The sequence below is a fragment of the Bradyrhizobium campsiandrae genome, from assembly GCF_014529705.1.
GTDB classification, from domain to species: Bacteria; Pseudomonadota; Alphaproteobacteria; order Rhizobiales; family Xanthobacteraceae; genus Bradyrhizobium; species Bradyrhizobium campsiandrae.
Genome location: NZ_JAANIH010000022.1, coordinates 66,494 through 92,300, shown reverse-complemented (window position 1 = coordinate 92,300; position 25,807 = coordinate 66,494). Strand labels below are relative to the sequence as shown.

At 63.8% G+C, this 25,807-nt stretch carries 26 protein-coding genes; 10 read left to right on the top strand and 16 right to left on the bottom strand.

Going from position 1 to position 25,807, the window contains the following annotated elements:
• Positions 1–126 precede the first annotated feature (126 nt).
• The 3 genes from G8O24_RS18270 to G8O24_RS18260 all read right to left on the bottom strand — a co-directional run bounded on the left by G8O24_RS18270 (position 127) and on the right by G8O24_RS18260 (position 3,327).
• Positions 127–738 carry a hypothetical protein gene (locus G8O24_RS18270; protein ID WP_188101623.1) on the bottom strand — a complete coding sequence of 204 codons (612 nt, stop codon included), beginning with the start codon at positions 736–738 and terminating at the stop codon, positions 127–129.
• A gap of 380 nt (positions 739–1,118) precedes the next feature.
• Entirely contained in the window at positions 1,119–1,961 is an 843-nt protein-coding gene (locus G8O24_RS18265; RefSeq protein WP_188101621.1) for a C40 family peptidase, read from the bottom strand.
• Positions 1,954–3,327: a leucyl aminopeptidase family protein gene (locus G8O24_RS18260; protein WP_188101619.1), complete on the bottom strand. Its 1,374-nt coding sequence runs from the start codon at positions 3,325–3,327 to the stop codon at positions 1,954–1,956. Before G8O24_RS18260 ends, G8O24_RS18265 begins: the two co-directional genes overlap by 8 nt.
• Before the next feature lie 191 nt (positions 3,328–3,518).
• Between G8O24_RS18260 and G8O24_RS18255 the strand changes: the two genes are divergently transcribed.
• The 3 genes from G8O24_RS18255 (at position 3,519) to G8O24_RS18245 (ending at position 6,416) form a co-directional block, all read left to right on the top strand.
• Positions 3,519–3,722, top strand: coding sequence for a hypothetical protein (locus tag G8O24_RS18255; protein WP_188101618.1), 204 nt, complete (start codon positions 3,519–3,521; stop codon positions 3,720–3,722).
• Positions 3,723–4,023: 301 nt separating this feature from the next.
• The gene (locus tag G8O24_RS18250; RefSeq protein WP_188101616.1) at positions 4,024–5,532 is read left to right on the top strand and encodes a metallophosphoesterase family protein; all 1,509 of its coding nucleotides are present in this window, start codon (positions 4,024–4,026) and stop codon (positions 5,530–5,532) included.
• Between the two features lie 71 nt (positions 5,533–5,603).
• On the top strand, positions 5,604–6,416 hold the full coding sequence (locus G8O24_RS18245) for a tetratricopeptide repeat protein (RefSeq protein ID WP_188101614.1): 813 nt from the start codon (positions 5,604–5,606) through the stop codon (positions 6,414–6,416).
• A 129-nt stretch (positions 6,417–6,545) separates the two neighbouring features.
• Here the strand turns inward: G8O24_RS18245 and G8O24_RS18240 are convergent, their stop codons facing one another.
• The 10 genes from G8O24_RS18240 to G8O24_RS18195 all read right to left on the bottom strand — a co-directional run bounded on the left by G8O24_RS18240 (position 6,546) and on the right by G8O24_RS18195 (position 15,470).
• Positions 6,546–7,520 carry a type II secretion system F family protein gene (locus G8O24_RS18240; protein ID WP_188101612.1) on the bottom strand — a complete coding sequence of 325 codons (975 nt, stop codon included), beginning with the start codon at positions 7,518–7,520 and terminating at the stop codon, positions 6,546–6,548.
• A gap of 9 nt (positions 7,521–7,529) precedes the next feature.
• Positions 7,530–8,507 carry a type II secretion system F family protein gene (locus tag G8O24_RS18235; protein ID WP_188101610.1) on the bottom strand — a complete coding sequence of 326 codons (978 nt, stop codon included), beginning with the start codon at positions 8,505–8,507 and terminating at the stop codon, positions 7,530–7,532.
• 16 nt (positions 8,508–8,523) lie between these two features.
• A complete protein-coding gene (locus G8O24_RS18230) occupies positions 8,524–9,987 on the bottom strand; it encodes a TadA family conjugal transfer-associated ATPase (protein ID WP_188101608.1) in 1,464 nt (487 codons plus the stop codon).
• A gap of 21 nt (positions 9,988–10,008) precedes the next feature.
• Positions 10,009–11,277: a CpaE/TadZ family protein gene (locus G8O24_RS18225; RefSeq protein ID WP_188101606.1), complete on the bottom strand. Its 1,269-nt coding sequence runs from the start codon at positions 11,275–11,277 to the stop codon at positions 10,009–10,011.
• Positions 11,274–12,008: a CpaD family pilus assembly protein gene (locus G8O24_RS18220; protein ID WP_188101604.1), complete on the bottom strand. Its 735-nt coding sequence runs from the start codon at positions 12,006–12,008 to the stop codon at positions 11,274–11,276. The genes G8O24_RS18225 and G8O24_RS18220 overlap by 4 nt, the downstream gene beginning before the upstream one ends.
• 19 nt (positions 12,009–12,027) lie before the next feature.
• A complete protein-coding gene (locus G8O24_RS18215; RefSeq protein ID WP_188101602.1) occupies positions 12,028–13,503 on the bottom strand; it encodes a type II and III secretion system protein family protein in 1,476 nt (491 codons plus the stop codon).
• An 11-nt stretch (positions 13,504–13,514) separates the two neighbouring features.
• Positions 13,515–14,312 carry a Flp pilus assembly protein CpaB gene (gene cpaB, locus G8O24_RS18210; protein WP_188101600.1) on the bottom strand — a complete coding sequence of 266 codons (798 nt, stop codon included), beginning with the start codon at positions 14,310–14,312 and terminating at the stop codon, positions 13,515–13,517.
• A 127-nt stretch (positions 14,313–14,439) separates the two neighbouring features.
• Entirely contained in the window at positions 14,440–14,964 is a 525-nt protein-coding gene (locus G8O24_RS18205; protein ID WP_188101598.1) for an A24 family peptidase, read from the bottom strand.
• A 123-nt stretch (positions 14,965–15,087) separates the two neighbouring features.
• Entirely contained in the window at positions 15,088–15,234 is a 147-nt protein-coding gene (locus G8O24_RS18200) for a hypothetical protein (RefSeq protein ID WP_188101595.1), read from the bottom strand.
• A gap of 71 nt (positions 15,235–15,305) precedes the next feature.
• Positions 15,306–15,470 (bottom strand): Flp family type IVb pilin, encoded by a 165-nt coding sequence (locus tag G8O24_RS18195; RefSeq protein ID WP_188101594.1) that lies wholly within the window; start codon positions 15,468–15,470, stop codon positions 15,306–15,308.
• Positions 15,471–15,727: 257 nt separating this feature from the next.
• Here G8O24_RS18195 and G8O24_RS18190 point away from each other — a divergent pair, with 257 nt between their 5' ends.
• The 4 genes from G8O24_RS18190 to G8O24_RS18175 all read left to right on the top strand — a co-directional run bounded on the left by G8O24_RS18190 (position 15,728) and on the right by G8O24_RS18175 (position 18,639).
• Positions 15,728–16,555: a sterol desaturase family protein gene (locus G8O24_RS18190; protein ID WP_188101592.1), complete on the top strand. Its 828-nt coding sequence runs from the start codon at positions 15,728–15,730 to the stop codon at positions 16,553–16,555.
• Positions 16,556–16,705: 150 nt separating this feature from the next.
• Positions 16,706–17,206, top strand: a complete 501-nt coding sequence (locus G8O24_RS18185; protein ID WP_188101590.1) for a pilus assembly protein N-terminal domain-containing protein — start codon at positions 16,706–16,708, stop codon at positions 17,204–17,206.
• 216 nt (positions 17,207–17,422) lie between these two features.
• On the top strand, positions 17,423–18,001 hold the full coding sequence (locus tag G8O24_RS18180) for a TadE/TadG family type IV pilus assembly protein (protein WP_188101679.1): 579 nt from the start codon (positions 17,423–17,425) through the stop codon (positions 17,999–18,001).
• Positions 18,002–18,015: 14 nt separating this feature from the next.
• Positions 18,016–18,639 (top strand): TadE/TadG family type IV pilus assembly protein, encoded by a 624-nt coding sequence (locus G8O24_RS18175; RefSeq protein ID WP_188101677.1) that lies wholly within the window; start codon positions 18,016–18,018, stop codon positions 18,637–18,639.
• 137 nt (positions 18,640–18,776) lie between these two features.
• Here G8O24_RS18175 and G8O24_RS18170 read toward each other — a convergent pair whose 3' ends face one another.
• The 3 genes from G8O24_RS18170 to G8O24_RS18160 form a co-directional block, all read right to left on the bottom strand.
• Positions 18,777–18,989, bottom strand: coding sequence for a cold-shock protein (locus G8O24_RS18170; RefSeq protein WP_188101588.1), 213 nt, complete (start codon positions 18,987–18,989; stop codon positions 18,777–18,779).
• Positions 18,990–19,257: 268 nt separating this feature from the next.
• Positions 19,258–19,545, bottom strand: coding sequence for a translation initiation factor IF-1 (gene infA, locus G8O24_RS18165; protein ID WP_092292310.1), 288 nt, complete (start codon positions 19,543–19,545; stop codon positions 19,258–19,260).
• A gap of 23 nt (positions 19,546–19,568) precedes the next feature.
• On the bottom strand, positions 19,569–21,101 hold the full coding sequence (locus G8O24_RS18160) for a DEAD/DEAH box helicase (protein ID WP_188101586.1): 1,533 nt from the start codon (positions 21,099–21,101) through the stop codon (positions 19,569–19,571).
• A gap of 521 nt (positions 21,102–21,622) precedes the next feature.
• On the opposite strand from G8O24_RS18160, the gene urtA reads away from it, so the two are divergent.
• The 3 genes from urtA to urtC all read left to right on the top strand — a co-directional run bounded on the left by urtA (position 21,623) and on the right by urtC (position 25,804).
• Positions 21,623–22,945, top strand: coding sequence for an urea ABC transporter substrate-binding protein (gene urtA / locus G8O24_RS18155; RefSeq protein ID WP_188101584.1), 1,323 nt, complete (start codon positions 21,623–21,625; stop codon positions 22,943–22,945).
• A gap of 82 nt (positions 22,946–23,027) precedes the next feature.
• Positions 23,028–24,638, top strand: a complete 1,611-nt coding sequence (urtB, locus tag G8O24_RS18150; protein ID WP_188101582.1) for an urea ABC transporter permease subunit UrtB — start codon at positions 23,028–23,030, stop codon at positions 24,636–24,638.
• The gene (urtC, locus tag G8O24_RS18145; protein WP_188101580.1) at positions 24,635–25,804 is read left to right on the top strand and encodes an urea ABC transporter permease subunit UrtC; all 1,170 of its coding nucleotides are present in this window, start codon (positions 24,635–24,637) and stop codon (positions 25,802–25,804) included. The genes urtB and urtC overlap by 4 nt, the downstream gene beginning before the upstream one ends.
• Positions 25,805–25,807: the final 3 nt, after the last annotated feature.

Here is a 25,807-nt window from a genome sequence, read left to right as displayed (position 1 = left end):
GACATGTCGGGTATCGGGGGGTAGACCGGACCTAACTTAGACCGGAGCAAACCGGCGCGATTGACCCGAAGGCGACATCGCGCTTACCAAAAGCGGAGCCTTCCTAGAGCGATCTGTGCCACGAGACTAGCGGGGCGCCCACTTGTTAAGGATCCACTTGCCCTTGACCAATGTTGCTTCGGCGGGGTGGGTCAACATCGCCCGACTACCATCCTCATGAATAGTCACATTCAGCAAGAGGCGTTCATCGCTATCCCAGCGGACAAACTCCCAGTTTTCATATTCCGTCGGCCGATAGTGTATGCTCGGTCCACTCGCATTCATATCCGCGGGGAGAATGTCGAAGCCATTATTGGCGTCGCTCGGGCCGTCAATTGCCTTGACTGCGACCAACCAGCGCTTGCTAGGTGAATAGCCCGGAGGGTCGACAATCCTCTGCTTACGACCCTCTCGTTGACTTACTAAAAACCAAGCGTCGCTCTCATAGCCCTGATCGTGGACCAAGAACAATCTGCCCTTCGGGAAGTAGTCATACAAAGAGTAGATTTCGCACGTATCAGGATTTCGCTCGCAATTGCCTTTATCTTTGAACAATCTGACTTTGCCATTATCGAGCTTTAGTTGAAGACCTGCACGGCCTCGAACGACAGCTCCCGCGGCTTGATCGATACAAGCGCGTTCGCTTTCTGGTGAAAACGGATCGCCGTCGATCCGTGTCACCTTCAGCTTATCATCCAAGATCACGTCGGGGTGCTTGCAGACTCCGTCCCGCGGTTCCGGTGAGAAGCAGGTGTAACCTTCAGGGCAAGGAGTGCCAGGTAGAAATTCTGCGGATGCTTCAGATGCGCCCCACAGCAGGGCCATAGCTGAAAGGAGCGCAGAGATGGAAGAGGCCGAACCCATTCGCCACCTATTTCGTGAGGAGCGGGGCACCTTACACAGTCCGAAATCAAATTGCCCAGTCGTCTCGCCTGCTTCGTTAATGGACGGTGCATGTCAGCGCTCGCCTTACGGCCTGCCAATGTCGCCTTATGGTCCAAAGCAGCCTTGGGCCACGACGGCTTCGACGTCGCCTTTCGAGAGCAAAGCGGACGCGGCGCATTTTCGTCGGCGCGCGCCTAAAGCCGCTTGATCGAAACAATCTCACTGCCGGCTTGACTGATCCGCGCGATGGCCGGCGCGATCGGTTCGATCACCGTTGCCATGTGATGGGCGTTGGCGTGAACCATCGTGCCGCCGTCGCGGACGATGGCGACGTGGCCCTTCCAGAAGATAAGGTCGCCGCGTTGCAACTTGCTCCGCTCATGCGGCTCCAGTGCGCGGCCGAGGCCTGCCTGCTGCATGTCGCTGTCGCGCGGGCAGCCGATGCCTGCGGCCGTCAGCGACACCTGGACCAGGCCCGAGCAGTCGATGCCAAAACTGCTCTTGCCGCCCCAGAGATAGGGCGTGCCGACGAAGCGCTCGGCGACCCCGACGAAGTCAGGCTCGCGCTGGTCGAGCGGCGAAAGATGGGTCTTCGGCAGGAACGCGCCTTCGCGCGTCACGGCGAACATGCCCTCCTCGCGCGCGATCGCGAGCTTCGATCCCAGCACCAGCGTGTCGGAGGGGGGCAGCTTGATCGAGGGGCCGGGGAAGGCGAGCGTCCGCAGCGCGCTCACCTTGTGCGTTGGCGGGGCCACAGGCGTCGTCAGCGCCGCCTCGGGCAGCCAGCCGACATAGCCGTCACCGCCGAGCTGGCCCCAGGCCCAGCCCTCGCCGTTGCGATCGTAGACCGTGACGCGTTCGCCGCGCAGGGCTTCCGTCATCAGCATGGCGTTCGATGACGGCTGCTCGCGCACCGGCGCGGCTGGTGCAATCACCTCGAATTCCTCGCCTGCGACGAAGCGATCGGCCTGCACCTGGCCTTCGAGATATTTCGCGGCGAGGTCGCCGCGTGCCGGTGTCAGCCTGATATCATGCATAGCGCTCGCTCAGCACCCTGTAGATGGCGCGGGCGGCCTGGCATTCGCCGCCCTCGGGCCGCGCCGGCTTGGCCGACGGCGTCCAGCCGTAAATATCGACGTGAAGCCAGCTCCCGGCATGCTCGACGAAGCGTTGCAGGAACAGCGCGCAGGTGATCGAGCCAGCAAAGCCGCCCGACGGCGCGTTGGTGATGGTAGCGGTCTTGGAGTCCAGCCAGGCATCGTAGGGCGGCCACAGCGGCATGCGCCACAAGGGATCGTTCTCCTGCACCGCGCAGCGCGCGACATCGGCCGCCAGCGTCTCATCATTGGTGTAAAAGGGCGGTAAATCCGGGCCCAGCGCCACGCGCGCAGCGCCGGTCAGCGTGCCCAGGTCGATCAGAAGCTCGGGCTTCTCCTCGTCGGCCAGCGCCAGCGCGTCGGCGAGCACCAGCCGGCCCTCCGCGTCGGTGTTGCCGATCTCGACCGTGATGCCCTTGCGGGAGGTGAAGATGTCGAGCGGGCGGAAAGCGTTGCCGGAAACGGCGTTCTCCACCGCCGGGATCAGCACGCGCAGCCGCACCTTCAGCTTCGCATCCATCACCATGCGCGCCAGCGCCAGCACGTTGGCGGCGCCGCCCATGTCCTTTTTCATGATCAGCATGCCGCTCGACGGTTTCAGATCGAGCCCGCCGGTGTCGAAGCAGACGCCCTTGCCGACCAGCGTCACCTTGGGATGGTCAGGGTCGCCCCAGCCGATGTCGATCAGCCGCGGCGCGCGGCTCGAAGCCATGCCGACGGCGTGGATCAGCGGGAAGTTCTTTTCCAATTCCTCGCCGATGGTGCAGGTGTAGCTGGCGCCGAATTCCGCCGCCAGCGCTTGCGCGGCCGCGGCCAGCTCCTCCGGCCCCATGTCGTTGGACGGCGTGTTGATGAGGTCGCGCGCCAGCATCGCGGCTTCAGCCATGCGGTTGATCTCGGCCGGATCGACACCATCGGGCGGCACCAGCCGGACATCGGGCCTGTCGGTCTTGCGGTAGCGCGCGAAACGGTAGCTGCCGAGCGCGAAGGCGAGCGCCGCCAGTCGTGCATCGTGCGGCGCATTGGCGAAACGATACGTACCCGGCGGCAGTAGGCCGGGCAGGGCGCCGGGCCGGAACAGATCGCGCGATTTCGCGCCGTCATCCTCGAGGCCGAACAGCACCTGCGCGATCGTGCCGTCGGGCGCGGGTAGCGCAAGATAGCCGCCCGGCTTGGCTGTGAAGGCGCTCGCAATGGCGAACTGGCGCTGCGGCGGCGGCAGCGTCTCGCGCACGGTCTCCCAGCTCGATTTGGTGACGAAAAGGATCGGGGTGGCAGTCGCCGATATCTCGAAGACGGAAGGCATTGGCGGGTCCGCAAGCTCATTATGTTGGAGCAGACTTCGCAGAGTTTTGCCGCGGCCGCAATCGGCTTTGGGTCACCGCCCGGTGAGCCGCTACTCGCAAACCGGGAGCCATGCTAGGTTCCGGCACGGGTTGCCCGGCGCGCAGAGAACGCCGGTGAGCGAAGACGAAGCGTGCCGGGAGGAATATTGCAATGGAATTTGTGTGGAGCGTGGTCACATTCATCGGCCAGGCCATCGAAGCGGTCTTTGGCTATGTCGAGCATCACCACTGGGTTTTCGCCTTCCTCGCCGGTGGCTACGTCTTCTATCTCCATGACCGTTCGATCCATGCGCGGTTCGATGCGCTCGACAAGCGCGTGGACGAAATCCGCAAGCGTCTCGCCATCGAATACTGATCGGGCTCAGCGAAACCGGCCGCGGTCGGCGCTCGTATGTCGCTTGAGAACTGCCGTTCACGAGAGCGCCGCCGCGGGCTTTGACTAGCGCTGCGGTTGTGGCATTATTGACCATTATTTTTTGGTTGTGCGGTGCGTTGCTGCACGTAGTAGGTGCAAGAGCGCGCTTGAAGTTGGGCTGCTGAAGTTACTTTGTTGAAGTCGGCTGATACCGATCCGGTCGATATCCGACAAAACTCCTCGTTGAAGGCATTTCTCTCAATCGTTTGGGCGACGCAGCATTCGCAATGAGCGGCGCAGAATGGATAGATCGTTCGTCGTTGCGCAGATCTCCGACCTGCATCTGGACGGGTCAGGCCGGCTGCTCGCGGCCATTGAGGCCCTCACAGCAGGCTTGCGCGAGCGGATGGCAGCCTACGCTGATGTGCCAGACCGCATCCTGCTGATCACCGGCGACATCGTGAACGATCCGACGCCGCCCGCGCTGGATGAAGCGCTCGCAGCAATCGCCTCGCTCCGGCAGACCGGCCTGTTCACCGACATCCAGGCAGTGGCCGGCAATCACGACGTCAAGCGTCCGAGCAAGCCGGGTGGTCGCCACGACGCCTATGATTATCTGCACCTGCCGCGGACCTCGAAGAGCGTCTATTATCGCCAGGCCGGCCTCGATCTCGTGCTGCTCGACTCCAACAAAGCGAGTCTGGCGGCGCTCGCCAGCGGTGTCGTCGACGGGCAGGCCTACAACGCCATGGTCGCGCAGTCCGCCCGCTTGAGCGTCGAGCTTGCAGGCAGCATCGGCTCGGCTGGCCGGGCCGATTATTCCGAGCCTGCGGAAAACCTGGTGCGGGTGCTGGCGCTGCACCATCATCCGCTGCCGCAGGCGACCGGCGAGGGCAAGCGCTTTCTCGGCCTTCCGGACGAGCCGCTGATGTATCTTGCGGCGCCCGCGACCTTGCTCGAAGCGGCCACCTCGCTCAACGTCAATCTGGTGCTGCACGGGCATCGGCATGTCGAAGGGCTCGCCCGCTATTCGATTCCCGATCCCCGTGCGCTCCGCAGCGGCGGCGAGGATTTCTGGCGCACGATCTATGTGCTGTCCTGCCCGTCCTCGACCGGCCAGGGCGGCGACGATGCCGGCTTCAACATCGTCCATTTTGGCCCGACGTCCGGGGACGAACGGGCCGACTACCGGTTCACGATCGCCCGCTATGCGCGACCGCGCAACGATAGCGGCTTCAGGCCGCTCGATTCGAACCTGCCTGATGGCCTCATCAGGCTTCCAGCGGGGCGAGATCTGTCCCGCGATCCCGCCATTCAATCGGTGATCGAGATCGCCTCCTGCGTGTCGCTGAAACGAGATCAGGTTCTCGCACTCGTCCGCCGGCTGCTGTCACGCCCCGCCTTCTACGACGATGGCGGGCAGAGTTGGGCGGACAGGCTCTACACCTATCTCGTCACGTCCCACGCATGGACCGATCTCGAGAGCAGGTTCGCAAGGTCGGCGTCGCAGCCCGAGGTCGCGGCGCTGGCGGAGGCGAGGGCGCTGCTGCGGCGACTGATCGTTCAATCCGCCGACATGCTCGGCATCGACCGCGCCACGCTCGACGAGCTCCGCGCCGACCGCCAGGTCAATCATGATGATCTCGCGCGCCGGTGGCCGGCGCTGCCGCGCGAGGCCATCGAGGTTCAGGCGAGCGCGCACCAGCACTTGCAATTGCTGCGGGACCTGAATGAACCGATGAGGCTGCTCGGCCTCGATCTGGGCCTGGGCGGCGCGATGCCGCCGCAGGGCGGTCGCTCGCGGCGTTAACCGGCCATTAGGGTTAACGGTCTATTGCTGGCGCGTTCGGCTCGATCATTAGGCTCGAGAGTCAAAGCGTCATGCGTCAACGGTTCCGTCCTGCCCGGCTTCTCGCCTCCGCCTCGCTGATTGCACTGGCGGCCGCGAGCCTCGGCGGCTGCACGGCAATGTCGAAGCTCTCCGACGTCACCGGCTCGATCGGGCCGAAGGCGGACGCCGCCCCAGCCGATCCGGCGCGCGCGGTCGAAACCTATGGCGAGCGCCATCGCGCCAATCCCAAGGATCCGGACGCGGCACTGGCCTATGGCCAGGCCTTGCGCGCCAACGGTCAGAATGCCCAGGCCGCCGCCGTGCTCGAACAGGCGACCATCGCCAATCCCGGTAACAAGCTGCTGCTGGCCCAATATGGCCGCGCGCTCTCGGACAACGGTAATTTCCAGCAGGCCTTCGACGTGCTGTCGAAGGCGCATTCGCCTGACAATCCGGACTGGCGCCTGCTCTCGGTGCAGGGCACCTGTCTCGACCAGATGGGCCGTCACGACGAGGCGCGCGCTTATTATGCGAGCGCGCTGAAGATCGCGCCGGGCGATCCCGGCGTGCTGTCCAATCTCGGCCTGTCCTACATGCTCTCGCGCGACCTGCCCAAGGCGGAAGAGGTGCTGCGGCAGGCCTATGTGTCGCCGCGCGCGAGTTCGCGGGTGCGGCAGAATCTCGGCCTCGTGGTCGGCCTTCAGGGCCGCTTCACGGAGGCCGAGAGCATCGTGAAGGCGGATCTGCCGCCCGATCAAGCCGCGGCCAATGTCGCCTACCTCAAGGAGATGCTGAACCGCAACGAGGCCCCGCGCGGCGCGCCGAAGCGGACGCCGGTTGCCTCCTTGAGCCAGCCGGACTGATCCGCCGCCCCTTGGCGCGAGAATCTGAATTTCATCCGATCATTCGGACGCTTGCCGCGATCCGGACGACACCGAGCCGGCCGGGGCCGGCTACTGTGCATGGGGTTGTTTTCGCGTTTTTGTCCCGCGTCAGTGCAGCTCGGAGATCTTGATGCCGGTCGGTCCGAGAATGACGACGAACAGCACCGGCAGGAAGAACAGGATCATCGGCACCGTCAGCTTCGGCGGCAGCGCGGCGGCCTTCTTCTCGGCCTCGTTCATGCGCATGTCGCGATTTTCCTGCGCCATGACGCGCAACGACTGGCCGAGCGGGGTGCCGTAGCGCTCCGCCTGCTGCAGCGCCAGACAGACCGATTTGACGCCTTCGAGCCCGGTGCGCTTCGCCAGGTTCTCATAGGCCACCTTGCGGTCCTGCAGATAGGACAATTCGGCGGTGGTCAGGGTGAACTCCTCCGACAGCGCGATCGACTGTCCGACGATTTCGGTCGCGACCTTGCGGAACGCCATTTCCACCGACATGCCGGATTCGATGCAGATCAGCAGCAGGTCGAGCGCATCGGGGAAGGCGCGCTTGATCGAGAGCTGGCGCTTGGAGATCGCGTTCTTCAGGAACAGCATCGGCGCCTGGAGGCCGAGATAGGCGGCGGCGACGCAGAAGCCGATCTTGATCGGCGTCGAGTACTGCATGTTGGCGATCAGGAATACGTACACGACCGAGCCGACGAACAGCACGATCGGGGCCACCAAGCGCGCGAACAGGAACGTGACATAGGGCGCCTGGCCGCGATAGCCCGCCATGATCAGCTTGTCGCGCGCAGCTTCCTGCGCCAGCCATTTGGTGAGGTTGAAGTCCTCGACGACCTTGGAGACGATCTGCTTGGGCGTCTGGCGCAGCGAGACCTTCTCGCTCTTGTTGAGGCGGTCGCGTTCGCGCTGCCGGATCCGCTCGCGCTCGCTGGCCACCGCCTTCATGCGCTTGGAGAGGCCCTCGCCGGCGAACAGCGGCATCACCAGCGTATAGACGGTGGCGCTGGCGGCAATCGCCGCCAGCAGCATGGTCATGAAGTGGGCGTCATGCAGTTTCGTAACAAGGAACTCGACCATGCGGCACCGTCAGAAATCGAAGTTGATCATCTTCTTCATCACCATGATGCCGACGGACATCCAGACGACGCAGCCGACCAGCATGAGCTGGCCGGTGGGATGGGTCCACAGCAGGGAGATGTAGCCGGGCGTCGTGAGATAGACGAGGAACATCACGATCGGCGGCAGCGAACCGATGATGCCGGCCGAGGCCTTGGCTTCCATCGACATCGCCTGGATCTTTTCCTTCATCTTCTTGCGGTCGCGCAGCACCTTGGAGAGGTTGCCCAGCGCTTCGGAGAGGTTGCCGCCGGACTTCTGCTGGATCGACACCACGATGCCGAAGAAATTGGCCTCGGGCAGCGGCATGCGTTCATAGAGGCGCGAGCAGGCCTCGCCGAGCGGCATGCCGATCGCCTGCGTCTCGATGATGGCCAGGAATTCGCTGCGCAGCGGCTCCGGCGCGTCGGCCGCGACGACCTTGATGGATTCGAACAGCGGCAGGCCGGCCTTGATGCCGCGCACGATGACGTCCACGGCGTCGGGAAGCGCCGCCAGGAATTTGTTCTCGCGACGCTTCTTCAGGAAGCCCAGCGCCCAGCGCGGCAGGCCGAAGCCGCCGGCAAAGGCGAGACCGACCGCACCGAGCAGGCCGCCGCCGCCGAACAGCGTGCCGAAGAAAAACACGCCGGCCACGACGCCGGACACGATCCAGAATTTCTGCGGCGTCCAGTCGAGCCCTGCCTGGGACAGGCGCACCGTGAGCGGCACATTCTTTTCCTGCGTCCGCCGAGCTTCGAGATCCTTCAGTGAGGTCTCGACCTGCTCGCGGCGCGAGCGCTGGGTCTTTTCGGCCTGACGCGCCGTAGGCGCTTCAGCGCGCGCGATCGATGCACGGCGGCTCTCGGCCTTCCGTTCGCCCGACAGCATCGGATAGAGGAAGACCCAGGCGATACCGCCGACGGCGGCGGTGGCGAGGAAGGCGAGGGCGAGGACCTGCATGTTCATGGCTGTGCCGGCCTGCTCACGTATTCGGTTTCTTTTCCGCGGCGTCGAGCGCGGCGGCGAGGCGTTTCTCTTCGCCGTAGTAGCGGGCGCGTTCCCAGAACTTCGGGCGGCCGATGCCGGTCGACCGATGCTGGCCGATGATCTTGCCGTTGGCGTCCTCGCCGACCAGATCGTAGAGGAAGATGTCCTGGGTGATGATGGTGTCGCCTTCCATTCCCATCACCTCGGTGATGTGGGTGATGCGGCGCGAGCCGTCGCGCAGGCGTGCGGCCTGGACGATGACGTCGATCGAGGCGCAGATCATCTCGCGAATGGTGCGCGAAGGCAGGGAGAAGCCGCCCATCGTGATCATGGATTCGCAGCGCGACAGCGCTTCGCGAGGGTTGTTGGCATGCAGCGTCCCCATCGAGCCGTCGTGGCCGGTGTTCATGGCCTGGAGCAGGTCGAACGCCTCCGGGCCGCGGACTTCGCCGACGATGATGCGCTCGGGACGCATACGCAGGCAGTTGCGTACCAGCTCGCGCATCGTGACCTGACCTTCGCCCTCGATGTTGGGCGGGCGGGTCTCGAGCCGCACCACATGGGGCTGCTGCAGCTGGAGCTCGGCCGCGTCCTCGCAGGTGATGACGCGTTCGTCATGCTCGATGTAATTGGTCAGGCAGTTCAGCAGCGTGGTCTTGCCCGAACCGGTACCGCCGGAGATCAGCACGTTGCAGCGAACGCGCCCGATGATTTGGAGAATCTCCGCGCCCTCCGGCGAGATCGCGCCGAACTTGACCAGCTGATCGAGCGTCAGCTTGTCCTTCTTGAACTTGCGGATGGTCAGCGCGGGGCCGTCGATCGCGAGCGGCGGCACGATGGCGTTGACGCGGGAGCCGTCGGCGAGGCGCGCGTCGCAGATCGGCGAGGATTCGTCGACGCGCCGGCCAACCTGGCTGACGATGCGTTGGCAGATATTGAGCAGCTGCTGGTTGTCGCGGAAGCGGATACCGGTGCGCTGGATCTTGCCGCTGACTTCGATAAAGACCGTGCCGGCCCCGTTCACCATGATGTCGGCGATGTCGTCGCGTGCCAGCAGCGGCTCGAGCGGTCCGTAGCCGAGCACGTCGTTGCAGATGTCGTCGAGCAGCTCTTCCTGCTCGGCGATCGACATCACGATGTTCTTGATCGCGATGATCTCGTTGACAATGTCGCGGATCTCTTCGCGCGCGGATTCGGAGTCCAGCTTGGCGAGCTGGGCGAGGTCGATGGCCTCGATCAGCGCGCCGAAGATCGTCGCCTTGACCTCGTAATAATTGTCGGAGCGACGGGTCTCCATGGCCGGCGCGGGCCGGGAAGGGGCGAGCGGCGGCGAGCTGACGGCCGGCGGGGGCGGGGCGCGCGACACCGTCGGCGCCGGAGCCTGGGCAGGCTCTGGCGACACGGCGCCGGGCTTGGGAGCCCGAAAGTCGGTGTCTGTTCCGCTACGCTTACCGAACACTTAACAACTCCATGCGGCGGCTTATTTTCCCCGCAACTTCTCAATCAGCGGTGAAAACAAGGACGACTTTTGTTTCTTCGTCTCGCTCCGGCCGGTCAGGCGCTGGGCGATCTGGAGAAACATTTCGATCGACTTGTGGTTGGCGGAGATCTCCGCGATCATCTGGCCGTTGTTGGCCGCCGCGCCGAAGGTTTGCGGCTCGAACGGGATCGAGACCACCGGCTGGCTCTCGATCGCCTTGGCGAATTCGGCTGCTGCGATCTCCGGCCGCTTCGGAATGCCGACCTGGTTCAAGCAGTACAGCGGTGGGCGGTCGTTCGGGCGCGCGGCCTTCAGGAGATCGAACAGGTTCTTGGTGTTGCGCAGATTGGCAAGGTCGGGTGCCGCCACGATCAGGATGTCGTCGGCACCGATCAAGGCACGCTTGGTCCAGCCCGACCATTGATGCGGGACGTCGAGCACGATGCAGGGCATGGTCGCCCGCAGCGTGTCGAACACGGCATCGAAGGCGTCGGTGCCGAAATCATAGACCCGGTCGAGCGTCGCCGGCGCCGCCAGCAGGCTCAAATGGTCAGTGCATTTCGACAGCAGGCGGTCGATGAAGGCGGTATCGACGCGATCGGGCGAGAACACAGCGTCCGCGATACCTTGCGGCGGGTCCTGATTGTAGTCGAGCCCGGCGGTACCGAAGGCGAGATCGAGGTCGGCGACCACGGCGTCCATCGCGAGGTCCCGCGCGATCGCCCAGGCGACGTTGTGGGAAATGGTGGAGGCGCCGACGCCGCCCTTGGCCCCGACCACGGCGATGATGCGGCCGACAGCCTTGGCCTCGGGCGCCGAGAACAGGTTGCAGATCGAGCGCACGACGTCGATCGCGCCGACCGGCGCGAGCACGTAGTCGCTGACGCCGCGGCGCACCAGCTCGCGATAGAGCATGACATCGTTGATGCGGCCGATCACGATCACGCGGGTGCCCGCGTCGCAGACGGTGGCGAGCTGGTCGAGCCCGGCCAGCAGGTCATTGCGGGCGTCGCTCTCGAGCACGATCACATTGGGGGTGGGGGCAGACCGATAGGCCTCGATTGCGGCTGCCATGCCGCCCATCTGGATCTTGAGATGTGCCTTGCCCAGACGGCGATCCTCGCCGGCCGATTGCACCGCGGCGGCGGTTTCCACGGTCTCGCAGAAGGCCTGGACCGACACGCGCGGCGCCGGCGCAATATGCTCCTCCACCGGCGGCGGGGGAGCCTCCGGCTGCTCTTCCTGAGTCTGGCGCGCGTAGCTGATCATTTGCCGGTGTCGCTGAGTTTGGCCCTGTCGGCCTCGGGATAGGTCGTGGTCGTCGCGGTCCCCTTGCGGTATTTCTCGAGAGCGGTGATGCGCCGCGCCGTGTAGGCCGGGGTTTCAGACCGCGGCTGCTCGAGGTCCGACGGATTGTCGATCATGGCCGCCATGTTGCGCTGATAAGAGCAGCCGAAATTGTAATAGTCCTTGTTCTCGAACCAGCTCTTGTTTTTCATCGAGGGGCCGAGATCCTCCGGCCACAGGCCGCAGGGGCCAGCGACTGCGGCGATCTTCGAATAGGTCAGCCGGATCGGCGGCAGGAAGCGCTTGTCTTCCGGCTGGTAGGGGCGGGAGATGATGCCACGGGGAGGAACGCCCGCTGCGGCCAGCATTGCCTGAATCTCGCGCATGGATTCGGCGACCGGACGCGCATTGGGCATTCCGGACGGAACATCGATGTGGATGGCGCCGGTGCCCTCGTGCAGCCAGGTCGAAGCGAGGCCCATCACGTCGGCGCGCTGGCCCGCAGTCAGGCCGCCGCGGGCGTGGCCGACGAACACGACGATCGAGCGGTTCTGTTCCTCGATCGCGATCGGATGACGCTGCTTGTAATCGTCGGGAATGGAGGCGGTGGCCACCTCGTCGTGCTGGCAGCCGCCGAGCGCGAGCGCGATACCGACGAGTGCGCCACCGAGAGCGGCGGTGCGGTAGCGGGTCTGGGGTCGTGGTGTGGTCATAACTATGTCCCGTTCCGCGTCAGTCCGTGATGAAGCCGTAGGTGCCGCGGTAGTTCTTTGCCGGTTCGGTCCGGCCCGGCACGCCATAGAGGCGGTTGACGTTGCCGATCAGCTGGGCCTGTGGATCCGCGGGCGCCGCGAAGCCGTCATCCGGCCGAGACAGGTCCTTTGGCGCCGCTGCACGCACGACGTAGGGCGTCACGATCACGACCAGCTCGGTCGTATTGTTGACGAAGTCGCGGCTGCGGAACAGCGTGCCGAGGATCGGCAGCTGCATCAGGCCGGGCAAGCCGCTGATCGCCTGCTTGGTTTGCTGCTGGATCAGGCCGGCCATCGCCATCGCACCGCCGGAGGGAATTTCCAGTGACGTCTCGGCGCGGCGGGTCTTGATCGAAGGCACGGTCAGTGAGTTGACCGAAGTTGAGGTCACGGCCTGCGACAGCGTGATCGCATTCTCGTTCGACAGTTCCGAGACCTCGGTCATCACGCGCAGACTGATCTTGCCTTCGCTCAACACGACGGGAGTAAAGTTGAGTGAGATGCCGAACTTCTTGAAACTGATCTGGGTGGTACAGACATGCGTGGTGGGATCGCACGCATAGCCCGCCGGCACCGGGAACTCGCCACCGGCGACGAAGGTAGCGGACTCACCGGAGATCGCGGTCAGGTTCGGTTCGGCCAAAGTCCGGATCACGCCCGCGGTTTCCATCGCGCGCAGGGTCGCCTGCACCGACGGCGCCGCGCCGAACTTCGTGGTCAGGTTGTTGCCGTCCACGAGGTTGCGGCCAAGGGCCGTGAACGGATTGGAGTTGGTGAAGCTCACCACCGAGGTGCCGTAATTCAGGTTCGCGGTAAGGTCGATGCCGAGCTGCTTGACGATGGTGCGCGCGACTTCCGCGACCGTTACCTTCAGCATGACCTGGTCGCGGCCGCGGACCACGATCGAGTTCACCACCTTGTCGGCGCCGCCGGCAAGGCGGGCGGCGAGATCGTTGGCCTGCTGCGCTTCGATTGGGTTGGCCGCCGTGCCGCTCAGGACGACACCGTCGCCGAGACCGTCGATCTGGATGTCGGAATTGGGCAGGATCTGCTTCAGCGCGGCCCGCGCGCCGTTGAGGTCGCGCTTGACCGCGATGTCATAGGCGGCGATCTGCTGGCCGGCGGAATCGAAGAATACGATGTTGGTCTGCCCGACCGAGGCACCGATGATGTAGGCTCGCTGCGAGGAGCGGACCACCGCATTGGCGATCTTGGGATCGGCGACGAGCACGTCCTTGATGTCGCGCGGCAGGTCGATCACGATCGCCTTGCCGACGCCGAGCGAGACGAAGCGCGCATTCATCTGGCCATCGGCCGCGACGGGCGCGGTGGGCCGGTAATCTGCCGCGATCACCGGCGTCAGCGCGGGATCGAGCGTCAGCGCGAGAGCGGCCGAGAACGACAGGGCGCGAACCATCGAGGTCCGCAGCGTCGCCAGATCTGCCCTGCATTTCATATCGACTGTCCTCATTGTGCCTTCGACGCCTGGCTCTGGACGCCGTAGCGAATGATCGAAACGCCCTCGCGCTTCTGCGCGGCATCATCGAGCGTGATCTCGCTCATCTTGACGTCGGCAATGCTGCGCAGCGCCAGCGACAGCGTTCCGGCCTGGCGACCAGAAGACAGTATCTGCGTCTGCGCGGGATTGAGCTCCAGGGTCACGGTCTTGCCGATGACCGCGTTCTGGCCGTCCTTCTCCTTCGGCGCCTGGTCGATGGCCAGCACGCGAACGTTGACCAGGAGGATCTCGGACTTGACGATGTCGGGCGCGCCGGCGCTCTGGTCCGGGTTCTTGAGGCGGCGTGTGAGAATCACGTCGACGCGGTCGTTCGGCAGAATGAATCCGCCGGCACCGGTCTCCGGCGAGATTTCGGTGGAGATGGCACGCATGCCGGACGGCAGGATCGCGGCCATGAAGCCGGAGCCATCGGCCTTGACCAGCTTCTGGTCGCGGATCGGCTCGCCCTGGATAAAGGGGGCGCGCGCAATCGAGCCGGTGACCTGGGTCGCGCCGTCGGGGCGCTCGTTACGACGGATAAAGGTGGCGCTGGCGGTCGCGGTCGGCCAGGTCTGCCACTGCACGTCTTCCGGCTTCACGGTCTGACCGAGGCCGATGTCGTTCTTGGCGACCAGAACGTCGGTGGTGGGAAGCTGCGCGACCGGAGCTGCTGGCGGCGGCGCAGAGTCCGAGCTGCTCGCCAGATACGCGGCGACACCGCCGGCGCAGATGGCGACCGTCAGGACGACTATGCGTGCCCTATTCATACGCTTCACTTTCCACAGAACGCCGCGACGCTGCCGCCGCCGTAATCGGCAGTTGACCAGCTATTCGTCAAAGCATGGTTAATGAGGCGTATCTAAATCGCCTTAACGCCGGGTTTATCCAGGGCGTTCAGCGCAGTGCGAGGTGAGCGAGGTCGATCGCCTTCACCCATTCGGTCTCGGGATAGACCAGCAACGCGCCAAGCGCGAGCGCGATGCCGTAGGGAATGCCGGTCTGCTTGTCGTGCAGTCGCGCGAGCCAGGCCTGCCCGGCGAGTCCGTAAGGTAGCGGCCATTGCCGGAACTGCAGCAGGATCAGCGTCAGCGCTCCGCCGAACAGCGATGCGTAGAGCAGGAAGTCCATCAATTGAGCGAAGCCGAACCAGAGCGCCACGGAAGCTGCGACCTTGGCGTCGCCGCCTCCCATCCAGCCCATCGCAAAGCAGGTGAAGGCGACGACCAGGAGCAGCGCGCCGGCGCCGACATGGCTCAGCACCTCGTAAGGTGCCATGCCACCGGCAAAGGCGAGCACGAAGAAACCTGCGACCAGCGCCAGCGACACGCGATTCGAGATTGTCATGGTGAAGAGATCGCTGGCGGCCGCGAACGCCATCAGGGCCGGGAAGAGCATGAGGCGCGCGAGGTCGAGGATCATGGGCTGCGTCTTGAGGCCTGGTCTGTCGGCGGATCGGGGCGTCGACGCATGCTAGCGGGCAGTGCTAAACAAACCGACAACGGCCGCAGCTGTTTCGGGGCCGGTCGTCGGACGCCGCCGGTCTCACCACGTGCTGGCGATGCGCATCGCGAGCGTGACCACCGCGAGCAGCAGCGCAAGGCAGACCCAATAGGCCGACGCGTCCATGCGCGTCGCCGCCGCCTCGTTCGCCGCAACCGCGGCATCGGTCCTGTGCTTACGCAACGTCACTGGAACTCGCACATTTCAGAAAAACAAAGGCCCCGGAGGTCCGGGGCTTTTGCCGTCATTTGTCGGTCGGCTTACTTGAGCGAGGTGCTGATCGAACCGAACTTGGAGTTCAGCGTGGTGCCGAGGCTGTTGACGACGGTGATGATGGCCAGCGCGATGCCGGCGGCGATCAGGCCGTATTCGATGGCGGTGGCGCCGGATTCATCCTTGGCGAAACGCGCGATCAGGTTCTTCATGAACTAAACTCCATCTGGGTGAGGTCGCCACGTGCGGCGCTGACTTGACGCGCCGACCATGTGAGCCGAGCTCTTTCGGCGGGGTTAATTCGATCGCTCAAACCCGGGTCTTGCACGATGGTTTTGGCCAGAGTGAATTTCGCCTTAAGGCGCCCCTTGCAATTCGGTCGAGTTCCGAACCGCACGTCAACTTCACCCTCCCTTAAATTTCGCGGAGTAGGCGTAGGAGAGATCAGCAGCGCGAAAGAGAAACGATGATGTTGAGCCTGCCCATGCAAGTCGCCCTGATGCTGGGCGAGACCATCGAGAAGGTGATACCTGTCACTTTCGTGCTCGCGGTCGTGTTCACGGTGCTCGAGCATTTCTGGGCGTGCAATCCCGGTCCGTCGTGGTGGCGCAAGCGCGAGATCGTGACCGACATCTGCTACTGGTTCTTCGTTCCGGTGTTCGCGCGCACCATGCGGATCGGACTGCTGATCGTTACCGCGGGCATCGTCTTCAACATTCACGACGCCGACGAGCTGATCGCCTTCTACGACAACGGCCATGGTCCGCTGTCGCAACTGCCGCTCTGGATGCAGGCCGCGCTGTTTCTGGTAGCGTCCGACTTCATGCTGTACTGGCTGCATCGGCTGTTCCATGGCGGCGAGTTCTGGAAATACCATGCGGTCCATCACTCTTCGGAGGAGATCAGCTGGATCTCGGCGGCGCGATTCCATCCGGTGAATCTGATGCTCGGCACGATCGGCGTCGACGTCGTGCTGCTGATGGCCGGTATTTCGCCGAACGTGATGATCTGGGTCGGTCCGTTCACGACCTTCCATTCGGCCTTCGTGCACGCCAACCTGAACTGGACTTTCGGGCCGTTCCGATACGTGCTGGCGACGCCGGTATTTCACCGCTGGCACCACACGCCGCTGGAAGAGGGGGGCGACACCAATTTCGCCGGCACTTTCCCGATCTGGGATGTGCTGTTCGGTACCTTCCGAATGCCGGTGGGACAACTGCCGCAGGATTACGGCAAGGACGAAGCGACCATGCCGAAGGAATTCCCCGGCCAGCTTGCCTATCCATTCCGGCGCTGAGGCACCGCGCGCCGACAAATTGCCGGTCCGTTAGAACAATAGTCGGCGAATTTGCGGAACGTTCACGAATTACAGGCAGGTTAACCGGGTCGGGCGCCGGCTCCGCTTCCTGATTGATTATGCCGGTTTGTGACGTCCCGGGGTAAGAGTATGCGTAACGAGTTCCTGCGCCGTCATGGGCGCATCTGTCTTCTGGCTGCAGCCGCTGTGCTGGCTTCGCCTTCCATTGGCCTCGCCGAGCCCACCGTCGATACCATTGCCGTGAATGTCGACCAGGCCAAGCTGGTGCGGCTGCCCGGCAAGGTCGCGACGATCGTGGTCGGCAATCCCCTGATCGCCGACGTCACGCTTCAGCCCGGCGGCATGATCGTGGTCACAGGCAAAGGCTACGGTGCCACCAACTTCATTGCCCTCGATCGCGGCGGCGAGATCCTGATCGATCGGCAGATCCAGGTCGAGGGCCCGAGCGACCGGCTCGTCACCGTCTATCGGGGAATAGAGCGGGAGTCCTACAGCTGCATGCCGCTCTGCCAGCGTCGCGTCACGCTCGGCGACAGCGACCAATACTTCAACAACACGATGAATCAAGCCGGTTCGCTGAACAGCAACGCCAGCGGCACCGCCAGCGCGGCGCCTGCCAAGACGAACTAGCAAGATCGGCCGTGAGGCCAACGGGCGGGACCATCCGGTCCCGCCCGGCATCGTCGTGGGCTGCCGGTTTGCCTTCTTCCTGGGTCCGCGGCTCTGAGTGGTTAACTCGTTCTTAACGACTCGGCCCGGCCGGTGCGCATGGCCTGAAACACTTAAACAATCAGTTTCCGGTACTGATCGTCGCAAATGATCGTCGCCGCTGGGGAAATTGACGCGATGCCATCGCCTGCACCTTCGAGGTTCACGCTCCGGACTGCGCTGCTCCGGTTCCGCGGCAATCGCCGTGGCTCCGCAGCGGTCGAGTTCGCGCTGGTCGCGCCGGTCTTCTTCGCGCTGCTGTTTGCCATCATCGAGACCGCGTTGATGTTCTTTGCGAGCCAGGTGCTGGAGACCGTCGCACAGAACTCGGCGCGCGTGGTGTTGACCGGCCAGGCGCAGTCCGGCTCGGTGGCCAGCTGTGCGGTCAACTCGGTGAGTACGCCGTGCACCCAGGCGACGTTCAAGACTTATGTTTGCAGCCAAATACCCGCGCTGTTCGACTGCAACAGCCTCGTTGTCGACGTCGAAAGCTACAGTTCATTTAGCGCAATAAGTCTTGCCAACTTCAACGCCTGCAACTTCGACAGCACCAATATGGGGTACAATCCCGGGACTTCCGGGCAGCCCGTCGTGGTGCGGCTCTACTACAAGTGGCCGCTGTTTGTGACTGGGCTTGGTTACAATCTGGCCTGCAGTGCCAGCAACAACACGCGCCTTCTCGTTGCGACGGCGGCATTCCAGAACGAGCCTTATTAGGATTTGAACAAACCATGCAGGCGATTGGGAAAATCTTGCGAGCCGGCCGAACCTCTGCAAGCGAATTTCTTGCCGATAGCAGAGCGCTCGCCGCCACGGAATTTGCAGTTATCGTGCCGCTGATGCTCGTGATGTTCTTCGGCACCGTCGAGTTCTCATCTGCGGTCGCGATCGATCGCAAGGTCACGCTGATTGCGCGAACGCTGTCCGATTTGACGTCGCAGTCCGCCGGGACGGTGACCGACATCAATCTCCAGAACACGTTCACCGCGAGCATGGCGATCATTTCGCCCTACGACAGCACGCTCGTGACCGGCACCCTTGTTCAGATCTATATCGACGCGAACAGCATCGCCAAGATTCAATGGAGCAAGTCGGCCATCATTTCGAGCGGAGCGACGCAGGCGACGTTGACAACACCGCCTCCGTCGCTGTCGGCCGGTACCACGGTGACCTCGATGATTCCGTCGACGCTCCTGCTGCCGTCGACGTACCTCATCTTCAGCCAGGTGAGCTACGTGTACACGCCTTCCGTCATGTACGTTCTAAAGTCGGCTATAACGCTGAGCGATGTTTCCTACACGCGACCGCGCCAGGTCGCCTGTATCGCTTACAACGGCGTGCCGTCGTCTTGCTGAAATCGCGTTTCGGCGGCGCATCGTCGAGCCGTCTCGGCGATGCCGGTGCGACCCGGAATAAAAAAGGCCGTGCATGCGCACGGCCCTTTCGTTTGGTTCGTCCGTTTGAAGTGCTCCAGGCCGAAAGCCCGTAGGACTCAGCCTGCGTCGCGCAGGTTGTCAGCAGCCGACTTGCCGGACCGGCGATCGGCGACGATCTCGTAGGAGATCTTCTGGCCTTCGCGCAGCGAGCCGAGGCCGGCGCGCTCGACGGCGCTGATGTGAACGAACACGTCCTTGCCGCCGTCATCGGGCTGGATGAAGCCATAGCCCTTGGTCGCGTTAAACCACTTCACGGTTCCCATGCTCACGGGGTAGTCCCTTCTCAGATACACAATGTAAGAGCCCGCTTGCGCAGGCCGGTTAGATCGAATTTTTGGAAGGGTCGTCAGCGTGTCTGAACCGGCTGTACCGGTGGATGCTAATGTCGTCCGGCCGAAAATCGATGAACAGATTTTATGAGAAACAAGGCATCAAAACAATCCTGACGCGCACGATTTTTTGATCCGCCGTGATGCGCACGGCGGATCAGTATACAGGTCAGCATTTTATTGCCGCGCATGCGCGCGGCAGAAGCCGTTAACGGCGACGGAACTGGCCACCGCGCTGTCCCGGCCGCGGCGGTCCACCCGCCGCGCTGGGACGTTCGTCCTTGTGGCGGAAAATCAGCCGGCCCTTTTCGAGGTCATAAGGCGACATTTCCACCGTCACGCGATCTCCTGCCAGCGTCTTGATGCGGTTCTTCTTCATCTTGCCGGCGGTGTAGGCGACGATCTCGTGCCCGGCATCGAGCTGCACGCGGTAGCGCGCGTCGGGGAGGATTTCGGTGACCAGTCCTTCGAACTGGATCAGCTCTTCCTTAGCCATGAATTTCTCCAGGTCGTGGACGGCTAGTGCGAATGGGGTTTGCGGTTCGGGTGGCCGTTCGGCCGACTCTCCCGGCGCAAAAAGGCCACGCCTTGTATCCCATCAGGGGCCCCTGCGCTATGCGCGGAACGCTGTTCCGGGCGGTCGTTTGGCGATGAATGCATCTTACCATTGGAGCGGCGGCGGCGAGAGCCCTTCGAGCCGTTGCCGGGCCGCCCGTCCACATGCCTGCCGTCGGCGTGCCGCGATTCGCCGGGCCGTCCGTCGCCCGGTTTGCCGGAGCTGTGGTGGCGTCCGTCGCCATGCCTGTCATCGCCGCGACGTCCGTCGCCGTGCCGCGCCCCCTGGGGGCGCTGGCCGGGACGGCCGCCCGGCCGACCCTGTCGTTGCTGCGGCGGGGGAGCGCCCGCATCCCGACGGCCGGCGTCGGTGCGGAGATCTTCGCGCGGCAGCGCCACGCGGATCAGCTTCTCGATGTCGCGGAGATAGCTGAGCTCCTCGCCGCCGGCGACCAGCGAGATCGCGGTGCCGTCGGCGCCGGCGCGCGCGGTGCGGCCGATGCGGTGCACATAGGTCTCGGGCACGTTGGGCAGGTCGAAATTGATGACGTGGGTGATGCCGTCGACATCGATGCCGCGGGCGGCGATGTCGGTGGCGACCAGGGTGCGGATCTCGCCGGAGCGGAACTGTGCCAGCGTCCGTTCGCGATGGTTCTGCGACTTGTTGCCGTGGATGGCGCTGGCGGGGATGCCGGCCCGCTCGAGCGTCTTCACCACCTTGTCCGCGCCGTGCTTGGTGCGCGTGAAAACCAGCGCGCGGTTGATCGGCTCGTCCTTCAAGAGCTTGGTCAGGAAGGCGGGCTTGGCCGTGAAGTCGACCTGGATGATGCGCTGGTTGATGCGCTCGGCGGTCGATGAGACCGGGGTCACCGCGACGCGGGCGGGATCACGCAGCATCGAATCGGCGAGCTCGGCGATGTCCTTCGGCATGGTGGCCGAGAAGAACAGCGTCTGCCGCTTGATTGGCAGCTTGGCGACGATTTTGCGGATGTCGTTGATGAAGCCCATGTCGAGCATGCGGTCGGCCTCGTCGAGCACGAGGAATTCGACGCTCGAGAGCTTCAATCCGTTGCTCTGCACCAGATCGAGCAGGCGGCCGGGCGTGGCGACCAGCACGTCGACGCCCTGCATCAGGGCGCGGACCTGGCGGCCCATCGGCACGCCGCCGATGGCGAGCGTCGAGGACAGGCGGATGTGGCGGCCATAGGCGTTGAAGCTGTCGAGGATCTGCCCCGAAAGCTCGCGGGTCGGCGACAGCACCAGGACGCGGGCGGTCTTGGGTTGAGGCTTGATACGGTTCTCGAGCAGGCGATGCAGGATCGGCAGCGCGAAGGACGCGGTCTTGCCGGTGCCGGTCTGGGCGATGCCGACGACGTCGCGGCCGGTCAGCGCCGTGGGGATTGTCTGGGCCTGAATGGGGGTGGGGGTGACGTAATTCTCTTCAGCAAGAGCACGTGCGATGGGTTCGGCGAGGCCGAAGTCCTGAAACGAAGTCAAAAGATGGATCTTTCCATGTCGCATGCGGTCGGCCGACGCAATCAGCGCGGCGCGCGCAAAAGGGTGTCGAGAAGACACCTGCGTGTTTGGGGTGTCGGATGGCTTGGGAGATATGGGGCAAGCCAGAGGCCCGTAGGGGCTTAAGAACACGCGGCTCGCAACGATCGTTCGATTCGCGAGCGATCTCCACCGCTATATGGAACATTGTCGGGGCGCTTTCAAGGCAAGCCCCTCACTGGCGTCGATTGCGGTGCAAAAATAGTTATGCCGGAATTTTAGCCAATAGCTCAATTTTGCTCAGAAAATAAACTGTCTGCCAAAGAAGCATACATTTTTATTGCTCAAATTTTGAGCGATCGGGCCGTGGCAATACTTGGATTGCGGCAAAATTATCGAGGTTGACCAATCACTTGGCAGGTGCCCAGGCCATGGCATGGTTCTTGCGATTCCGTTAATCGCAGGCGGCCGTGGGGCCGTTTCGCAGCGTCTTTTCACGTCTGCGTCAGGGAGATGATACATCCATGCCTACCAAATCCATTCACGATATAGCGGCGTCATTTAGCCGCCGCGGCGTGCTCGCCGCGACTGCCGGACTGATGCTCGGTCTGGCGTCCATTTCCGGTGCCAAGGCCGCTGACGACACCATCAAGGTCGGCGTCCTGCACTCCCTTTCAGGCACCATGGCTATCAGCGAAACCACGCTGAAGGACACCATTCTCTTCCTGATCGACGAGCAGAACAAGAAGGGCGGCGTGCTCGGCAAGAAGCTCGAGGCCGTCGTCGTCGACCCCGCCTCGAACTGGCCGCTGTTCGCCGAGAAGGCGCGCGAGCTGATCACCAAGGACAAGGTTTCGGTCGTGTTCGGCTGCTGGACCTCGGTGTCGCGCAAGTCGGTACTCCCGGTGTTCAAGGAGCTCAACAACATCCTGTTCTACCCCGTGCAGTACGAGGGCGAGGAATCCGAGCGCAACGTGTTCTACACCGGCGCCGCTCCGAACCAGCAGGCAATCCCGGCCGTCGACTACCTGATGAAGGAAGAGAAGGTGAAGCGCTGGGTGCTCGCGGGCACCGACTACGTCTATCCTCGCACCACCAACAAGATCCTGGAAGCCTATCTGAAGTCGAAGGGTGTCGCCCAGGAAGACATCATGATCAACTACACGCCGTTCGGTCACTCCGACTGGCAGACGATCGTGGCCGACATCAAGAAGTTCGGTTCGGCCGGCAAGAAGACGGCGGTGGTCTCGACCATCAACGGCGACGCCAACGTTCCCTTCTACAAGGAGCTCGGCAACCAGGGCATCAAGGCGAAGGACATCCCGGTGGTCGCGTTCTCGGTGGGTGAGGAAGAACTCGCCGGCATCGACACCAAGCCGCTGGTCGGCCATCTCGCTGCCTGGAACTACTTCGAGTCGATCAAGACCCCGGCGAACGAGAAGTTCATCAAGGACTGGCAGGCCTACACCAAGAACCCGAAGCGCACGACCAACGACCCGATGGAAGCCCACGTGATCGGCTTCAACATGTGGATCAAGGCCGTCGAGAAGGTGAAGTCGACCGATCCGGACAAGGTGATCGACGCGCTCCCCGGCATCGAGGCGCCGAACCTGACCGGTGGCGTGTCGAAGATGCTGCCGAACCACCACATCACCAAGCCGGTGTTCATCGGCGAGATCAAGGGCAACGGACAGTTCGACGTGGTCTGGAAGACCCCGGGTCTCGTGGCGGGCGACGCCTGGTCGAAGGAGCTTGACGGCTCCAAGGACCTGATCGGTGACTGGGTCGGCAAGAAGTGCGGCAACTTCAACACCAAGACCAACAAGTGCCTCGGCTCCGGCTCCTGATCCGGATCTGACATTCGACTGCACGACGGGAGAAGGCGGCTATTCCGCCGCCTTCTTCCCACTTCTGCCGGGGTGATCCACAGTGCTATCAAATTTATCCGCCCGTCTCTGTAGCTTTGTCCTCTCGCTTTTCCTGATCGCGTTCGCACTGCCGGCCTTTGCCGGTCCGTTCGAGGATGCGGTCGCCAAATTTGCCAACGACGATTATTCCGATACCGAAGAAGCGATCGGCACGGTCGCTAGCAGTGGTAACAAGCTAGCTTTCCCGATCATCAGCGCGCTCCAGGACGGTCGCTTGATGGCCGATCCCGACAGCAAGAAGGTCTACGTCACCGGCACCGACGGCAAGTCGATCGATGCCGCAACCGGCGAGGCCGTCGCCAGCGTGCCCGATAGCGCCAGCGCGGTTCGGCTCAACAACCGCCTGCGCCGCAGCGTCGATGCCGCGCTCGGCAGCTTGACGCTGCAGTCGCCCGATCTCGGCGCGCGGCTCCAGGCTGCGCAGTCCGTCTTCAAGTCTCGCGAGGAAACGGCGCTCGAGCCCGTCGAAAGTGCGCTCGCCAAGGAAACCAACAAATCCGTCAAGACCGCGCTCGGCGAAGCCCGTGCGGCGATCCTGCTGTTCAAGTCCGACGCCACCGAAGTACAGAAGCTCGAGGCCGTCGCCACCATCAAGGCGCGCGGCGATCAGGACGCACTGGCGCTGCTGTCCGATATCGGCACCGACCAGCCGGCTTCGGTCACCAAGGCGGCCGCGAGCGCGATCGGCTCGATCCAGTCATCGCTCGCGGTCTGGTCCACGGTGCAGAACGCCTGGTATGGCCTGTCGCTCGGCTCTGTGCTGCTGCTCGCCGCGATCGGGCTTGCCATCACCTTCGGCGTGATGGGCGTCATCAACATGGCCCATGGCGAGATGGTGATGATCGGGGCCTACACCACCTTCGTGGTGCAGGAGGTGATCCGCACCCGCTATCCCGCTCTGTTCGACTATTCGCTGCTGATCGCCGTGCCACTGGCCTTCCTCGTCGCCGGGGCCATCGGCATGCTGATCGAGCGCAGCATCATCCGCTTCCTCTACGGTCGGCCGCTTGAGACGCTGCTCGCGACCTGGGGCCTGTCCTTGGTGTTGCAGCAGGCGGTCCGCACCATGTTCGGCCCGACCAATCGCGAGGTCGGCAACCCCTCCTGGATGAGCGGCGCATTCGAGCTCGGCCAGATCACCATCACGTACAACAGGCTCTGGATTCTCTGCTTCACGCTCGCCGTGTTCGCGATCCTGCTCGCGATGCTGCGCTACAGCGCCATCGGCCTCGAGATGCGCGCGGTGACGCAGAACCGCCGCATGGCGGCCTCGATGGGCATTGCCACCTCACGCGTCGATGCGCTGACCTTCGGGCTCGGTTCGGGCATCGCCGGCATCGCCGGCGTGGCGCTGTCGCAGATCGACAATGTCAGCCCGAATCTCGGCCAGAGCTACATCATCGACAGCTTCATGGTCGTGGTGTTCGGCGGCGTGGGCAATCTATGGGGGACCCTGGTCGGCGCCTTCACGCTCGGCATCGCCAACAAATTCCTGGAGCCTGTCGCCGGCGCCGTGCTCGGCAAGATCGCGATCCTGGTCCTGATCATCCTGTTCATTCAAAAGCGGCCGCGCGGCCTGTTCGCGCTCAAGGGCCGTGCGGTGGAAGCATGACCCCTCACATGCTGACGCGATCGCTGGACCGCGGCGCGGCGATCTTCCTCGCCGTTGTCGCCGCCTGCGGCATCCTGATCCCGCTGTCCAACCTGCTGCTGCCGGCGGGCTCGTTCCTGCAGGTGCCGACCTATCTGGTCGCGCTCTGGGGCAAATATGTCTGCTACGCCATTCTCGCGCTCGCGATCGACCTGATCTGGGGCTATTGCGGCATCCTCTCGCTCGGCCACGGCGCCTTCTTCGCGCTCGGTGGCTACGCCATGGGCATGTATCTGATGCGGCAGATCGGCACCCGCGGCGTCTACGGTAATCCCATCCTGCCCGACTTCATGGTGTTCCTGAATTATTCGAAGCTGCCCTGGACCTGGTACGGCTTCGACATGTTCTGGTTCGCCGCGTTGATGGTCTTGCTCGTGCCGGGCCTGCTTGCCTTCTGCTTCGGCTGGCTCGCCTTCCGCTCCCGCGTCACCGGCGTGTACCTGTCGATCATCACCCAGGCGATGACCTACGCGCTGCTGCTCGCCTTCTTCCGCAATGATTTCGGCTTCGGCGGCAACAACGGGCTGACCGACTTCAAGGATATCCTGGGCTTCAACGTCCAGGCCGAGGGCACGCGCGCGGCGCTGTTCGCGCTGAGCTGCCTGGCGCTGATCGCCAGCTTCCTGATCTGCCGCACCGTCGTGTCCTCCAAGCTCGGCAAGGTGCTGATCGCGATCCGCGACGCGGAATCGCGCAGCCGCTTCCTCGGCTACCGCGTCGAATCCTACAAGCTGTTCGTGTTCACGCTGTCGGCCTGCATGGCCGGCGTCGCAGGCGCGCTCTACGTGCCGCAGGTCGGCATCATCAACCCATCCGAATTCGCACCGGGCAACTCGATCGAGGCGGTGATCTGGGTCGCTGTCGGCGGCCGCGGCACGCTGGTCGGCGCGGCGCTCGGTGCCATCGTCGTCAACTACGCCAAGACGTTCTTCACATCGGGCGTGCTGGCGCCGTACTGGCTGTTCATGCTGGGTGCGCTGTTCATCCTGGTGACGCTGCTGCTGCCGAAGGGCATCGTCGGCACCTTTAACGCCTGGCGGGACCAGTCGAAGGAGAAGCGCTCTGCCTTGACCACTGTAAGCGCGGCGGCCGAAGACGGCGTCACCGAACCGAAAATGGCGGAGTAAGCG

Bases quoted from the DNA above. Each gene is read 5' to 3' on its own strand.
- G8O24_RS18220 (WP_188101604.1), bottom strand. From the start codon at position 12,008: ATGACCACACCACGACCCCAGACCCGCTACCGCACCGCCGCTCTCGGT.
- G8O24_RS18185 (WP_188101590.1), top strand. From the start codon at position 16,706: ATGCGTAACGAGTTCCTGCGCCGTCATGGGCGCATCTGTCTTCTGGCT.
- G8O24_RS18240 (WP_188101612.1), bottom strand. From the start codon at position 7,520: ATGGTCGAGTTCCTTGTTACGAAACTGCATGACGCCCACTTCATGACC.
- G8O24_RS18215 (WP_188101602.1), bottom strand. From the start codon at position 13,503: ATGAAATGCAGGGCAGATCTGGCGACGCTGCGGACCTCGATGGTTCGC.
- G8O24_RS18190 (WP_188101592.1), top strand. From the start codon at position 15,728: ATGTTGAGCCTGCCCATGCAAGTCGCCCTGATGCTGGGCGAGACCATC.
- urtA (WP_188101584.1), top strand. From the start codon at position 21,623: ATGCCTACCAAATCCATTCACGATATAGCGGCGTCATTTAGCCGCCGC.
- G8O24_RS18235 (WP_188101610.1), bottom strand. From the start codon at position 8,507: ATGAACATGCAGGTCCTCGCCCTCGCCTTCCTCGCCACCGCCGCCGTC.
- G8O24_RS18250 (WP_188101616.1), top strand. From the start codon at position 4,024: ATGGATAGATCGTTCGTCGTTGCGCAGATCTCCGACCTGCATCTGGAC.
- G8O24_RS18255 (WP_188101618.1), top strand. From the start codon at position 3,519: ATGGAATTTGTGTGGAGCGTGGTCACATTCATCGGCCAGGCCATCGAA.
- G8O24_RS18205 (WP_188101598.1), bottom strand. From the start codon at position 14,964: ATGATCCTCGACCTCGCGCGCCTCATGCTCTTCCCGGCCCTGATGGCG.
- G8O24_RS18180 (WP_188101679.1), top strand. From the start codon at position 17,423: ATGCCATCGCCTGCACCTTCGAGGTTCACGCTCCGGACTGCGCTGCTC.
- G8O24_RS18195 (WP_188101594.1), bottom strand. From the start codon at position 15,470: ATGAAGAACCTGATCGCGCGTTTCGCCAAGGATGAATCCGGCGCCACC.
- G8O24_RS18175 (WP_188101677.1), top strand. From the start codon at position 18,016: ATGCAGGCGATTGGGAAAATCTTGCGAGCCGGCCGAACCTCTGCAAGC.
- urtC (WP_188101580.1), top strand. From the start codon at position 24,635: ATGACCCCTCACATGCTGACGCGATCGCTGGACCGCGGCGCGGCGATC.
- G8O24_RS18245 (WP_188101614.1), top strand. From the start codon at position 5,604: ATGCGTCAACGGTTCCGTCCTGCCCGGCTTCTCGCCTCCGCCTCGCTG.
- cpaB (WP_188101600.1), bottom strand. From the start codon at position 14,312: ATGAATAGGGCACGCATAGTCGTCCTGACGGTCGCCATCTGCGCCGGC.
- G8O24_RS18260 (WP_188101619.1), bottom strand. From the start codon at position 3,327: ATGCCTTCCGTCTTCGAGATATCGGCGACTGCCACCCCGATCCTTTTC.
- G8O24_RS18225 (WP_188101606.1), bottom strand. From the start codon at position 11,277: ATGATCAGCTACGCGCGCCAGACTCAGGAAGAGCAGCCGGAGGCTCCC.
- infA (WP_092292310.1), bottom strand. From the start codon at position 19,545: ATGGCTAAGGAAGAGCTGATCCAGTTCGAAGGACTGGTCACCGAAATC.
- G8O24_RS18265 (WP_188101621.1), bottom strand. From the start codon at position 1,961: ATGCATGATATCAGGCTGACACCGGCACGCGGCGACCTCGCCGCGAAA.